Consider the following 13,370-nt stretch of genomic DNA (forward strand, 5'->3'; position numbering starts at 1 on the left):
GGCTAGTCTCCAGAATCTATCAATTCAATCTGCTCGGCATGTAACACTAATTTATTTAGCCCGTTGCGGCCTTGATGGCTGCTAATAAAGCCGGTTACTTTAAGGTTACTGCCGACCGTTATACTGTGAGTTAACGCTTGTGACTGCGGCCCGCTGACAACGATGGGCATTCTGCACCATGCTTGTCGGCTAAATCCTGCTTCCTGTTGCTGTGAGCGGTGCTCTAGCACAAACTGACAGTGAGGAATGCCGGACGGACTGGTTTTACGAATGGGGGTCTTGCACACAGTGCCAGACAACACCAACCGATTTGCAGTCAACACGTGCGATTACTCTTCAGAATCCTCAACATCATCAGAATCATCAATGCTTTCTTCTGCGAAATCTTCACGACGCTCACGGCGTTCGTCTTTCGCTTTAACCATTGGTGAAGCTTCTGTTACGGCATGCTTAGTACGCATAACCATGTTACGGATAACGGCGTCGTTGAAACGGAAGTTAGTTTCCAGTTCATCGATCGCTTCCTGAGGTGCTTCAACGTTCAAAAGAACGTAGTGAGCTTTATGCAGTTTATTAATTGGATAAGCCAGTTGACGGCGGCCCCAATCTTCTAAACGGTGGATAGAACCACCTGCAGTTGTGATCGCACCGGTGTAACGTTCGATCATGCCTGGAACTTGTTCGCTTTGGTCTGGATGGACCATAAAGACGATTTCGTAATGACGCATCAATTGCTCCTTACGGATTATTCAGCCTCCTGTCAGGGTCAGCCGTGGCCCATGGAAGCAAGGAACGTGTTTAAGTGTACGGCTGAAAAAATGACGGTGAATTGTACGTTTATGGCCTAGGAACTTCAAGGAGATTCAGCTTTTCTTTTCAATTAGCCAAATCCCGTCATCTTAAGCCTGTGCCAACGCTTCGATTTCAAGCGCAGAATCGAAGTGCAGCCTGGCAACGCCGGCCACAATGCGTGCCGGGCGATGATCTCCAATCCATTGAGAATACAGCCGGTTAAACTCAGGCCATAGATTCATATCAACAATATATATGCGCACCTGCACCAGCTTATCCTTACTGCTGCCTGAAGCCCTCAGGCAGGCATCGATATTAAACAGTACCTGTTCTACCTGTTCTGCAAAAGGCCTATCGCCCAGCGAACCCCCCTGTAGGCTAACCGGTAATTGGCCGGACAAATAGACCATACCGCCGCTGATGCAGGCATGTGAGTAATGCCCCCCCGGCTTGGAGAGTTCAGAACTATTAATACAGGAAATATCCTTTATTACCTTTGACTGATTCATGTTGGTTAACCTAGTTTAGTGCGACCGAAGCAACGCTCCGACCTTTAGCCATTAATTAAAGATCTCGTTCATCATTGCGGACGCTTTCAGCCCCGAGCCAGTCAGAATAACCACGGTGGTCTCACCCGGCTTAATGGTTCCCCGTTGAGTGAAAGCATCTATTGCTGCCGCGGCGGTTGAACTTGTTGGCTCGGCAAACAGTCCCATTGCGGCCAGCTTTTTCACCGCACGAATAATCTCATCCTCTGAAATACCAATAGTATCGCCGCCTGAACGCCGGATCGCAGACAGAACCTCTGCTAAACGAACCGGACTACGGATCGCAGTACCTTCAGCAATAGTCGGGGCATACTCCGTCGCTACCAGCTCACAAGTACCGGCCTTAAACGTAGCGTCAATCGGAGAGCAGTTTGTCGGTTGAGCGATTAATAGCTTCGGTAATTTTTTTATCTGCCCTGCTGCCAATAGCTCACAAAAGCCAATATCACATCCCAGAACGTTACTGCCTGCACCGGTAGGAATAATAATGTTATCCGGTGCTTTAAAACCAAGATCTTCCCAGATTTCATACGCCAGAGACTTCGTTCCCTGCAGAAAAAACGGATGCCAGTTGTGGCTAGCATAAAAGGTATGCTTAGACTGCCTGAGGGCTTCCTGCTCAGTCGCCTGACGCGATCCCGGTACACCCTGTACTTCAGCGCCAAACGAACGGCTTTGTAACAATTTACCCGCAGAGGTTGAATCAGGAGCCAAAATCTTGGCGTTAACGCCTGCGGCCGCGCAGAAAGCTGCTATGGCCGCCCCTCCGTTACCAGAACTATCTTCAATCAGCTCCTTGACGCCTAACTGAGCCAGAAATGACACCATTACCGCCGCACCGCGATCTTTAAAGCTGCTGGTCGGGTTAAACCACTCCAGCTTGAACAGCACATCTGCGTTCCCCCAGCGCTTTTCCACCAAAGGTGTGCAACCTTCGCCTAAAGAAACCGGATGATGAATTTCAACCGGCAATGCCGCCTGATAGCGCCACAGCGAACGTTTTTTGGTTTCGATATCATCACGAGTGATACCAGCTAACGGTGTAATCATTAACGGCGCTCCGCGCTCGGAGCACCAGCGCAGATCGTCAATCGGATAAGATAAGCCAAAGCGTTCATCAATATATTTGGGGGGATTTATTTTCATACGCGTATCTCCAAGAGGGCATACCACTAATTGAGTAACGGATAGAATGACGCCGCCAATATACAAAAAATAAATAGTTATACAAAGTGTTAAATAAATAATTAGCTATCGTCGTCACAAGAAGTAGACGACCGTTAAGAATGGTGGATGACTAAACGCGGCATATAAAACAAAGATTCTTACCGTTCTGGAGCCAGAGTCGTAGCTAGTCAATATCATTGCTGAATCTCACCAACATTTATCTCATGAAGCTATAAATCATTTATCATATTGTATAATCTAGAACAAAAGGTAAACCGGATAACGCATCAATGTCGGCCGAAAAAAACCACAAGTTCACTACATTAAGCGAAAATGAGCTGCTGCTAAGAGAAGCTAAAAAAATTGCCTCTGCACTAGGAAAGATGTTTGCCCCCAGCTGCGAAGTAGTACTTCACGATCTGACTCATCCTGAGCACGCCATTATCGCCATTGAGTGCCCGCTCTCTGGGCGAAAAATCGGCGATCCGGCCACGGAAATGGGGTTGGCCCGGATTCAGAACAACAGCTTCCCGGACGTAGTTCAGAACTATGAAAACAGTTTCCCTGACGGCAGGCCGGTAAAAAGTACCTCGATTGGCCTGAGAAATAGTCAGAACGAATACGTGGCGGCGCTGTGTTTGAATATGGACATTTCCCTATTTAGCACAGTTCAGAGGGTGATCGGCCAACTTACCGCAGTAGACAATCAGCAGGCTCCGCTGAATGAATCGCTGAAAACCTGGGGGCTGGATGACATTAAAGCCAAGATCAATGAATACGCAGCGGCGTTAAATACCCAACCGCGGGCGCTCACGTCACAACAGCGGCAAAAGCTTATTCGTCATCTGTCTGAACTGGGCATGCTACAGCTGCGGGGAGCAGCAACAACGGCGGCAGAGACGCTCGGGATCTCAAGGGTTTCTATTTACAACGCACTAAAGAATTAGCTGCAAAATAGCGCGCTTATTTCTAAATATAACCTCTCGTATTGACCTTTATTTTGCGCGCCGTATAGTCAGAGAGAGGTATATCATAGCCTGAAACACATATTCATTTTGATTAGCCGCCTCAGACAAATGTCCGGAGCCGTTACCGTTACTATAGTTTTATCTTAATTAGACGGGATCCCATGCAAACCTTTCTTTTACCTTTATGGCACCAGATGGTGCTCTCTGCGCCTCTATTTATACTGGCCATTTTGGGATATGGCTTAATTCGCTGGGGTAAATGGGATAAAGCCGTCGCCGACGGGCTCACCAAGTTTGTCTTTTCAGTCGCATTACCCGCCATGCTATTTCGCATGATGTGCAACTTTTCTAAGCAACCACCGGTTGATGCCCGGCTATTGATCGCTTTCTTCGGCAGCTGCCTGATTGTATTTATCGTTGGTCGCCTGCTCGGCGCTAAAGTTTTCAAGCTTGATGGTACTTCTGGTTCAGTATTTGCGCTGGGAGGCATCTTCTCTAATAACGTGATGCTGGGAATTCCGGTGGCAACCGTTGCTCTGGGTGAGGCGGCATTGCCATCAGTCGCGCTGGTTTTGGTATTTAATGGACTGATTCTATGGACGCTGGTTACTGTATCCGTTGAGTGGTCACGCAACGGCTCCCTGACGGTAAAAGGCTTCGCCCACACGGCCCGCAACGTGCTAAGAAATCCGCTAATTATCGGGATTATTTCCGGCACGCTCTTCAGCCTGACGGGTTACGATCTCCCCATCATTATCGATCAGCCGGTCAGTATGCTAGGCCAAATAGCAGCCCCAATGTCATTGATTGCACTGGGCATGAGCCTAGCTGAATACCGGATCCGCGATGGCTGGCAGATAAGTTCAGCCATTTGCACTTTAAAACTAATACTACAGCCAATGGTCGTCTGGGCTTTAGCCGTTATACTAAAATTGCCACCGATGGAAACTCAGGTGGTGGTGCTACTAGGTTCAATGGCCGTTGGGGTTAACGTTTATCTGATGTCCCGCCAGTTCAACGTCATTGTCGGGCCAGCGGCTTCCAGCATGGTTATCTCTACCATACTGTCAGCAGTGACTACCCCTTTGATACTGACATTAATTGGCGTAAGGGTTTAATCGCAGAATACTAACAAGTTAATCAGATCAACCACAAGAGAGGCTCACTAGATGTATCAGCTTTATATAGCCAACAAAAACTACTCTTCATGGTCACTGCGCCCGTGGGTATTAATGAAAACGTTAGCCATTCCGTTTGAAGAAATCATGACGCCTTTTACGCCGGTTTCCAGTTGGAATGAGTTCAGCGCCTTCTCGCCGTCAGGCAAAGTTCCGTGTTTGACCCACACACAGCTCACGATATGGGATTCACTGGCCATTATTGAGTATCTGGCAGAATCACACGCATCCGTCTGGCCAGCGTCCGCTGAAGCGCGCGCATGGGCACGCTGCGCCAGCGCAGAAATGCACTCGGGATTTAACACTATTCGCAGTCACTGCCCGATGAATATTGGTATCCGGCTACGTCTCAGTCAGCAAACACCCGAGCTGAAAAAGGAGCTATCCCGCTTAGATGGACTGTGGAATCAGAGTTTAGACAAGTTCGGCGGTCCCTTCTTAGCTGGCGATATATTCACCGCCGTTGATGCCTTCTTTGCGCCCGTGGCCTTCCGCTTACAAAGCTACGATTTAACGCTTTCGCCAACGGCCTTAGCCTATGCCGACAGGCTACGTAATCTTCCGGCGATGGTCCAATGGCAACAGGCGGCGCTGAAAGAAGTGTGGCGAGAAGAAGATCATGAACGTGAAAGCCTAGATAGAGGAACGTTATTGCAAGATCTACGGACCGGATAACCGAATCATTCTATAAACAACAAAGGCACCCATAAAGGGTGCCTTTCAGATTTATAACGATACCAACATCAAAACCGCTATCAACCGCGCTGTCTCACAATCTCAAACAAACAAACCCCGGTCGCAACCGAAACGTTAAGCGACGAAACGCTACCCGCCATCGGAATACTAATCAGCTCATCGCAATGCTCTCGGGTCAAACGACGCATACCTTCACCTTCAGCGCCCATCACCAAGGCAACCGGACCATCGAACTTACTTTGGTACAGCGTATGATCGGCCTCACCGGCCGTACCCACGATCCAGATATTTTGTTCCTGAAGCAGCCGTAAAGTGCGCGCCAGATTAGTCACCCGAATCAAAGGCACGGTTTCAGCCGCACCGCTGGCAACTTTCTTCGCCGTTGCATTTAGCTGAGCCGAACGGTCACGGGGCACGATCACGGCATGAACACCGGCGGCATCTGCGCTACGCAGGCAAGCGCCTAAGTTATGCGGATCGGTAACGCCATCGAGTACCAGCAGGAACGGTTTATCCAGACCGGCAATCAAGGCCGGCAAGTCGTTTTCCTGATATTGACGACCTTCACGCACTTTGGCGATAATACCCTGATGAACTGCACCTTCAACTTTGTTGTCCAGCCACTGGCGATTCGCAACCTGAACTGAAATACCGCTTTGTTCAATTTCAGCGACTAAAGGCTGTAACCGGCGATCGTCCCGGCCTTTAAGAATAAAGACTTCAATAAAACGCTGAGGGTCTTGATCCAACAACGCTTTAACGGCATGAATACCGTAAATAATCTCACTACTCATAGCATCATTCTTCTACAATTATTCTTCTACAATCAAGTATAAAATCAGGGCGACACCGTGGCCGCCCTGCGATGACGGCTTATTACATTAAATTTCGTCGGATTTCTTAGTCCGCTTAGTTTTTAACGCTGCCGTTATTTTTTTCGTCTTGGCTGACGGAGATTTAGCCTTTGGCTTCGCCTTATCAGCTTTTTCAACGCTGCTAGTTTTATCCGCCTTGGCGGCTTTAACTACGGTTTCATCTTTGTTAGCTTTGCTTCTTCTCGGCGCTTTAGATTTAGTGCGGGAATCGCCTTTAGAGTGGCTCTCGCTGCGTAGCTTCACGCTTTTCTTTTCGTTATCACGGGCAGTTTTACCTTCCCCACGCGGACGACGCTCGCTGGAAACCAGCGCGAAATCTATTTTGCGTTCATCCAGATGTACGGCATCCACCCGAATTTCCACCTTATCGCCCAGCCGGAATGTCTGACCGGAAGATTCCCCGACTAAACGCTGCCCGACGTTATCAAAACGATAATAATCATTCTCTAGGGTTGAAACGTGCACCAGACCATCGATAAACAGATCGTCTAAGCGAACAAAAAAGCCAAATGACGTTACGCTGGCAATAGTGCCGCTAAACACTTCACCGACGTGATCCTGCATAAAGTCACACTTCAGCCAGTCGGCTACGTTTCTGGTCGCTTCATCTGCCCGGCGTTCAGTCATGGAGCAGTGCTCACCTAACTGAAGCATTTCATTTACTTCATAATGCCAGCCGCCGCTTGGCGTAGAATTGCCCTTAAGCGTACCGGCCTGCTTGGCCAACAGATACTTAATTCCACGGTGTAATGACAGATCCGGATAGCGACGAATCGGAGAGGTAAAGTGAGCGTAAGACGTTAGCGCCAGACCAAAGTGACCGCGATTATCAGGATCGTAAATCGCCTGTTTCATTGAACGCAGCAGCATCGTCTGCAGCATTTCACGATCGGGGCGATCGGCAACCGCATCCATTAATACCGCATAATCTTTAGGCTGAGGCTCCAGACCGCCACCCAAGGTTAAGCCTAACTCGCTTAATACGCTGCGCAGTGACGTCATGTTCTCGCCTTTCGGACGATCGTGAACCCGGTATAGCGCCGGTTCAGCAGACTTCTCAACGAAACGAGCCGCAGAGATATTAGCCAGAATCATACATTCTTCAATGATCTTATGAGCATCATTACGGACCAGAGGCTCAATACGCTCAATGCGGCGTTCAGCGTTAAAAATAAATTTAGCCTCGTCGGTCTCAAAAGAGATACCGCCGCGCTGCTCGCGGGCCAGATCTAATGCTTTATACAGATGATTAAGCTCTTCCAGCATTGGTACCAGCGGTCGATAGTGCTCACGCAGCTCGGCATCGCCTTTCAGAATATCCGCAACTTTGGTATAGGTTAAACGAGCGTGAGAATTCATCACGGCTTCGTAGAACTTAAAGGTAGAGAGTTTACCGGTGGCAGATATGGTCATTTCGCACACCATGCACAGGCGATCTACCTGAGGATTTAGCGAACACAATCCGTTCGATAACACTTCAGGTAACATTGGTACAACCTGTGACGGGAAATAAACTGAGGTTCCCCGGCTATGGGCTTCTGTATCCAGAGCAGTTGGCGGACGAACGTAGTAGCTCACGTCGGCAATCGCTACCCATAGGCGCCAGCCGCCACCGCGTTTTTTCTCACAGCAAACGGCGTCATCGAAGTCACGCGCGTCTTCACCGTCAATAGTCACTAACGGTAAATCGCGTAAATCGATACGGCCCTTTTTAGCCTCTTCAGGCACTTGCTCTTTTAAGCCAGCAACCTGATTAAGTACGGCGTCAGGCCAGACGTGAGGTATTTCGTGGGTGCGCAACGCGATATCTACCGCCATTGACGTTCCCATATTATCGCCTAACACTTCAACGACATGACCAACCGCTTTGGTTCGACGGGTCGGGCGCTGAGTCAGCTCAACCACCACCACAAACCCCATACGGGCACCCATGATGTTCTCTGGCGGTATTAAAATATCGAAATGCAGTCGGCTATCGTCAGGTACCACAAAGCCAATGCCAGCATCGGTAAAATAGCGCCCGACAATCTGACTGGTCTTCGGTACTAAAACTCGAACTACGCGAGCTTCACGGCGGCCTTTGCGATCAAGATCCTGAGGCTGAGCTAAAATCAGATCCCCATGGATAGTCATTTTCATCTGTTCAGCTGAGAGATAAAGATCTTCTTTACTTCCCTCAACCCGCAAAAATCCGTAACCGTCGCGATGGCCGATTACCGTACCTTTGATTAAATCTAAACGCTCAGGCAATGCATAACACTGGCGGCGGGTAAAAACCAACTGTCCGTCGCGTTCCATTGCTCTTAAACGACGTCGCAGCGCCTCTTGTTGTTCTTCACCTTCCAGACCAAGCGCGCTAAATATTTCATCGCGATTAGCCGGTTTTTCTTTTTTAGCCAGTAAATCAAGGATGAATTCGCGGCTTGGAATGGGTGACCCGTACTTTTCAGTTTCGCGGGCTAAGAAAGGATCTTTTGACATTACTCTTCCTTCTTTTTAGTTGCCGATATTAATGGGGAGCCAGAAAACAATAAAGCTTGAAGACCTTTGTTATCATCAATCATATCGGCAAGCGTGTGATTGTCTAATTCTTGTAGAAAAGACTTAACCGCTTTATCTAATACTAATTTTAGACGACAGGCGGGAGTAATGTGGCAAAATTCCAGACTACAGTTAACCAACGATAGCGGCTCCATAGCGCGAACCACATCACCAATTCGGATGGTATGGGCTGGGCGGCCTAAACGGATGCCGCCATTTTTCCCCCGCACGGCATCAACGACCCCGTCGCGGCTAAGCTGGTTAATAATTTTAACCATATGATTGCGAGAAACGCCATAGACTTCAGTAACCTGAGAAATATTGGTAAGTTCGCCAGCGGGGAGTGACGCCATATAAATCAGGGCTCGCAGGCCATAATCAGTAAAACTTGTTAACTGCACGAATACCTCTTTACTAAAATTACGCTCAGGACCCCGGCGGGCTGAACATCGCGATCTCAATAACAAGACCGCGCAATGACAATAGGTGCTGAAATATCAGGAGCAATACGCTTAATTAATAACGCTGCTCAATAGTCCATCAGGATAACAAACCCGCTTACAACTAGCTTGTGAATAATTTATTTCACCCGTAGAGCGAGGTATACCCTGCTACATTTAATTACTTTCTCTATATAAAAAGAAACCGGGCTAATTGCCCGGTTAATAACCCTACTTCAACTTCAGATGATTTTTATGCATCAAACGGATCGCGTAAAATCATAGTTTCAGTACGGTCTGGGCCTGTAGAAACGATATCAACCGGTACGCCGGTTAACTCTTCAAAACGCTTGATATAGTCACGCGCAGCCCGAGGCAATTTATCGAACTCTTTAACACCAAAGGTGCTTTCGCTCCAACCCGGTAAGCTTTCGTATACCGGCACGATACCTTCCCAGGCATCAGCGTCTAACGGTGTAGTTTCCACTACGCGGCCGTCAGGCATACGGTACCCTACACAGATTTTCACTTCTTTCAGACCGTCTAACACGTCCAGTTTGGTCATGCAAAAGCCAGACAATGAATTCAGCAGTACCGCACGACGAACGGCGATGGCATCTAACCAACCGGTACGACGACGACGGCCAGTAGTTGCACCAAACTCGTTACCCTTTTGGCACAGAAACTCACCAACGTCATCAAATAACTCTGTCGGGAACGGGCCAGCACCAACGCGGGTTGAATAAGCTTTAACAATACCTAATACGTAATCCACATAGCGCGGACCAAAACCCGAACCCGTAGCAACACCGCCAGCGGTGGTATTAGACGAAGTGACGTAAGGGAATGAACCGTGATCGATGTCTAATAAAGTGCCTTGTGCACCTTCAAACATCATCAGCTCGCCTTTTTTACGGGCGCTGTCTAACAGTTCAGAAACGTCAACAATCATAGCGATCAGGATGTCAGCGATAGCCATCACGTCGTCCAGAACGGTTTGATAATCTACCGCTTCTACTTTGTAGTAGTTAACTAGCTGGAAGTTATGGTATTCCATCACTTCTTTCAGCTTTGCTGCGAAACGCTCTTTATTCAATAAATCACCAACGCGCAGAGCACGACGAGCGACTTTATCTTCATAAGCAGGTCCGATACCACGGCCGGTTGTACCGATCGCTTTAGCACCGCGCGCTTTTTCACGAGCTACATCTAATGCCGCATGGTAAGGAAGAATAAGCGGACAAGCTTCTGAGATTAACAGACGCTCACGCACCGGGATGCCCCGATCTTCTAATTCACGCATTTCTTTCATTAAAGCTTCGGGAGATAAAACAACACCATTTGCAATGATACTGGTTACATTCTCGCGAAGAATACCGGAAGGGATTAAATGAAGTACGGTTTTTTCACCGTTGATAACAAGAGTATGACCCGCATTGTGTCCGCCCTGATAGCGTACCACATACTTAGCTCTTTCGGTCAGGAGGTCTACGACCTTGCCCTTACCTTCGTCACCCCATTGAGTGCCCAGTACGACGACGTTTTTGCCCATCTCACTATTCACCAAGTCAGTTAAAAAAGAATTCTACCATCACATTAATTTACTTTCAGTATTTTTTAACACAGGTGGCTCAAATCAGACCAGTAGCAATTCAGCATTAGCTAAAAAATTATATTTCTTTGTTATAGCGTAATGAATGGGCGGAATAATGAACGGAATTGACTATACGCAATCGATAACTTATCCATAACGTTGGGCTTCTAACCAAAAAACGATACTCAGGCAGCTGGCCTCAAAACGCCCTTCTTGATTAACAACAATAATACCAACGCCAAACCGTGCTGACCCTTTACAACAACTTCAGCAATCTTCCTATTTATCTTAATTAAACGCATGGCTTGGGTAAAAAATGTGCGGCATGTCAAAAATTCGATTATCAATTCCAAAGATTTCTTGCATAAATCAGCTTCCATGACCATATTTAAAGAAACGATTCAGCACTGATGAGCTATAGAGATGGAGTTATTCAGTGCTTATTTTTACCACAAAAGCTGAATCGATTCAGTAAAAATGCACAGAGGTACATATGTATCAGTTATTACCACAAGTTATTCACCTGAAGGCATCGGCTGACGGTAAAGAGGATGCAATCACTCAGGTTGCCGCCGCTTTAGCTGAAGCTGGCTACGTTAGCGCAGGCTATCTCGACGGCATGCTACAGCGTGAGCAACAGGCATCGACCTACCTAGGTAACGGCATTGCCATCCCCCACGGCACTACCGATACCCGCACTCTAGTGCTGAATACCGGAGTACAGGTTTTCCAGTTCCCTCAGGGAATTGAGTGGGGAGAAGGACAAACCGCCTATATTGTCATTGGGATCGCCGCCCGTTCCGATGAACATCTGGCCCTATTGCGCCAGCTCACGCACGTATTAAGCGATGAGACCATTTCCCGGCAGCTAGCCCAAACGACGTCAAAAGAGGAGCTGTGTAGCTTATTGATGGGAGAACGCCAGACAAAGGAATTTGATTTTGATGCGTCATCTATTACCTTAAATGTCGATGCCAATAACCTCATCACCCTTCAGGCAATTAATGCTGGCCACCTCCGGCAGATCAACGCCGTCGACGATCGGTTTATGGTTGATGTTATTACCCATTCACCAATCAACCTCAGGCAGGGGATTTGGCTAAACGACAGCACCGAAGGAAACTTATCCACCGCCGCGTCGCTGAGTCGGCCCGCAAAGCCATTTGACGTTAACGGTGAGAAAATGGCCCTCTTGCTGACGGTATCAGTAGCTGATGAGCAGCACCTGCCAATGCTAAACCGCCTCACTGCGCTATTAATAGCCCAGCAGGCCGAAAAACTCATTACTGCAGATGCCGCCACCCTGATTTCATTGTTAACCACCGACGCGCCTCAGGGAGATAACCAAATCAATGCGGAGTTCGTGATTCGTAATGAACATGGTTTACATGCTCGCCCTAGCACCGTCTTGGTGAACACCATTAAAAAATTCAATGCAGAAATCACCGTGACCAACCTTGATGGAAGCGGAAAACCGGCCAATGGCAAAAGTATGATGAAAATGGTCTCTCTTGGCGTAAGAAAAGGCCACCGTCTGCGGTTTACTGCCTGCGGTGATGATGCAGAAATGGCCATTCAGGCCATCGGTGAAGTTATTGCCTCTGGCTTAGGAGAAGGTGCATGACCAGAAAAGTAGCCACTATCACGCTGAATCCGGCCTACGACCTTGTAGGCAGCTGTTCAACGCTTGAAATCGGCGATGTAAATCTTGTCCGGACCACCGGCCTTCATGCCGCCGGAAAAGGGGTGAACGTAGCAAAAGTGCTGAGAAATCTGGGAATCGATGTCACCGTCGGCGGCTTTTTGGGGCGCGATAATCAAGACGGATTCCAGCAGCTATTTAGCGAACTTGGCATTGCTAACCGCTTTCAGGTAGTGCCGGGGCGCACTCGCATCAATGTGAAATTGACCGACAACAGCGGCAAAGATACTGACTTCAACTTCTCAGGGTTTGACATTCCGGCATTGGACTGGGACCGCTTTGTCACGGACTCGCTTTCATGGCTCGGGCAGTTTGACATGGTAGCAATCAGCGGCAGTTTACCGGCAGGCGTCTCTCCGGATGCCTTTACCGACTGGATGATGCGTCTGCGAAGCCTATGCTCTTGCATTATTTTTGACAGCAGCAGAGAGACATTTGCCGCTGGCCTGAAGTCATCCCCATGGCTGGTCAAACCTAACCGCCGTGAGCTGGAAATCTGGGCTAACCGCTCCCTTCCAACAATCGAGGATGTTGTCAGCACGGCTTATGAGCTACGGGAGCAGGGAATTGCACACGTCGTGGTCTCTCTCGGAGCCGAAGGGGCACTGTGGGTCAACGCTTCCGGTGCATGGCTGGCTCAACCACCGGTTTGTGAAGTTGTCAGCACCGTTGGTGCCGGAGACTCGATGGTCGCAGGTTTAATCTATGGATTCCTGATGCGTGAATCCAGTGAGCACTCACTTCGTTTAGCCACGGCCGTTTCGGCTCTTGCAGTAAGCCAAAGCAGCGTGGGAATAAACAATCGTCTTGAACTAGCTGCAATGATGTCGCGGGTTAAGTTAATACCGTTAAATTAGAGGCCTGACTCA

Annotated in this window: 13 protein-coding genes; 5 read left to right on the forward strand and 8 right to left on the reverse strand. The window is 48.5% G+C overall.

Features of this window, described 5'->3' with window-relative positions; translation table 11 throughout:
* Positions 1-2: 2 nt before the first annotated feature.
* From priB to GVI43_RS13365, 4 genes are all read right to left on the reverse strand, one after another.
* Positions 3-320 (reverse strand): primosomal replication protein N, encoded by a 318-nt coding sequence (gene priB, locus GVI43_RS13350; RefSeq protein WP_170324337.1) that lies wholly within the window; start codon positions 318-320, stop codon positions 3-5.
* A 9-nt stretch (positions 321-329) separates the two neighbouring features.
* Positions 330-728 (reverse strand): 30S ribosomal protein S6, encoded by a 399-nt coding sequence (gene rpsF / locus GVI43_RS13355; protein ID WP_159567354.1) that lies wholly within the window; start codon positions 726-728, stop codon positions 330-332.
* Between the two features lie 171 nt (positions 729-899).
* A complete protein-coding gene (locus tag GVI43_RS13360; RefSeq protein ID WP_159567355.1) occupies positions 900-1,301 on the reverse strand; it encodes a RidA family protein in 402 nt (133 codons plus the stop codon).
* Between the two features lie 51 nt (positions 1,302-1,352).
* Positions 1,353-2,486, reverse strand: a complete 1,134-nt coding sequence (locus tag GVI43_RS13365; protein WP_159567356.1) for a threonine synthase — start codon at positions 2,484-2,486, stop codon at positions 1,353-1,355.
* Positions 2,487-2,797: 311 nt separating this feature from the next.
* Here GVI43_RS13365 and GVI43_RS13370 point away from each other — a divergent pair, with 311 nt between their 5' ends.
* The 3 genes from GVI43_RS13370 (at position 2,798) to GVI43_RS13380 (ending at position 5,328) form a co-directional block, all read left to right on the forward strand.
* A complete protein-coding gene (locus GVI43_RS13370) occupies positions 2,798-3,454 on the forward strand; it encodes a helix-turn-helix transcriptional regulator (protein WP_159567357.1) in 657 nt (218 codons plus the stop codon).
* A gap of 182 nt (positions 3,455-3,636) precedes the next feature.
* On the forward strand, positions 3,637-4,593 hold the full coding sequence (locus tag GVI43_RS13375) for an AEC family transporter (RefSeq protein ID WP_159567358.1): 957 nt from the start codon (positions 3,637-3,639) through the stop codon (positions 4,591-4,593).
* Between the two features lie 51 nt (positions 4,594-4,644).
* Positions 4,645-5,328, forward strand: a complete 684-nt coding sequence (locus GVI43_RS13380) for a glutathione S-transferase family protein (RefSeq protein WP_159567359.1) — start codon at positions 4,645-4,647, stop codon at positions 5,326-5,328.
* Positions 5,329-5,408: 80 nt separating this feature from the next.
* On the opposite strand, the gene rlmB is transcribed toward GVI43_RS13380, so the two are convergent.
* The 4 genes from rlmB to GVI43_RS13400 form a co-directional block, all read right to left on the reverse strand.
* Positions 5,409-6,143 (reverse strand): 23S rRNA (guanosine(2251)-2'-O)-methyltransferase RlmB, encoded by a 735-nt coding sequence (rlmB, locus tag GVI43_RS13385; RefSeq protein WP_159567360.1) that lies wholly within the window; start codon positions 6,141-6,143, stop codon positions 5,409-5,411.
* 87 nt (positions 6,144-6,230) lie between these two features.
* The gene (rnr, locus tag GVI43_RS13390) at positions 6,231-8,705 is read right to left on the reverse strand and encodes a ribonuclease R (protein ID WP_159567361.1); all 2,475 of its coding nucleotides are present in this window, start codon (positions 8,703-8,705) and stop codon (positions 6,231-6,233) included.
* Positions 8,705-9,166 (reverse strand): nitric oxide-sensing transcriptional repressor NsrR, encoded by a 462-nt coding sequence (gene nsrR, locus GVI43_RS13395; RefSeq protein WP_159567362.1) that lies wholly within the window; start codon positions 9,164-9,166, stop codon positions 8,705-8,707. The genes rnr and nsrR overlap by 1 nt, the downstream gene beginning before the upstream one ends.
* Before the next feature lie 292 nt (positions 9,167-9,458).
* The gene (locus tag GVI43_RS13400; RefSeq protein WP_159567363.1) at positions 9,459-10,757 is read right to left on the reverse strand and encodes an adenylosuccinate synthase; all 1,299 of its coding nucleotides are present in this window, start codon (positions 10,755-10,757) and stop codon (positions 9,459-9,461) included.
* Between the two features lie 535 nt (positions 10,758-11,292).
* Between GVI43_RS13400 and fruB the strand changes: the two genes are divergently transcribed.
* Both fruB and fruK read left to right on the forward strand, forming a co-directional pair.
* Entirely contained in the window at positions 11,293-12,423 is a 1,131-nt protein-coding gene (fruB, locus tag GVI43_RS13405) for a fused PTS fructose transporter subunit IIA/HPr protein (RefSeq protein ID WP_159567364.1), read from the forward strand.
* Positions 12,420-13,358 (forward strand): 1-phosphofructokinase, encoded by a 939-nt coding sequence (gene fruK / locus GVI43_RS13410; protein ID WP_159567365.1) that lies wholly within the window; start codon positions 12,420-12,422, stop codon positions 13,356-13,358. Before fruB ends, fruK begins: the two co-directional genes overlap by 4 nt.
* Positions 13,359-13,370 lie beyond the last annotated feature (12 nt).

It is taken from the genome of Budvicia diplopodorum, from assembly GCF_009800925.1.
Taxonomy (GTDB): Bacteria; Pseudomonadota; Gammaproteobacteria; order Enterobacterales; family Enterobacteriaceae; genus Budvicia; species Budvicia diplopodorum.

Bases quoted from the DNA above. Each gene is read 5' to 3' on its own strand.
- rpsF (WP_159567354.1), bottom strand. From the start codon at position 728: ATGCGTCATTACGAAATCGTCTTTATGGTCCATCCAGACCAAAGCGAA.
- GVI43_RS13360 (WP_159567355.1), bottom strand. From the start codon at position 1,301: ATGAATCAGTCAAAGGTAATAAAGGATATTTCCTGTATTAATAGTTCT.
- GVI43_RS13400 (WP_159567363.1), bottom strand. From the start codon at position 10,757: ATGGGCAAAAACGTCGTCGTACTGGGCACTCAATGGGGTGACGAAGGT.
- GVI43_RS13365 (WP_159567356.1), bottom strand. From the start codon at position 2,486: ATGAAAATAAATCCCCCCAAATATATTGATGAACGCTTTGGCTTATCT.
- fruK (WP_159567365.1), top strand. From the start codon at position 12,420: ATGACCAGAAAAGTAGCCACTATCACGCTGAATCCGGCCTACGACCTT.
- GVI43_RS13375 (WP_159567358.1), top strand. From the start codon at position 3,637: ATGCAAACCTTTCTTTTACCTTTATGGCACCAGATGGTGCTCTCTGCG.
- rlmB (WP_159567360.1), bottom strand. From the start codon at position 6,143: ATGAGTAGTGAGATTATTTACGGTATTCATGCCGTTAAAGCGTTGTTG.
- GVI43_RS13370 (WP_159567357.1), top strand. From the start codon at position 2,798: ATGTCGGCCGAAAAAAACCACAAGTTCACTACATTAAGCGAAAATGAG.
- GVI43_RS13380 (WP_159567359.1), top strand. From the start codon at position 4,645: ATGTATCAGCTTTATATAGCCAACAAAAACTACTCTTCATGGTCACTG.
- rnr (WP_159567361.1), bottom strand. From the start codon at position 8,705: ATGTCAAAAGATCCTTTCTTAGCCCGCGAAACTGAAAAGTACGGGTCA.
- fruB (WP_159567364.1), top strand. From the start codon at position 11,293: ATGTATCAGTTATTACCACAAGTTATTCACCTGAAGGCATCGGCTGAC.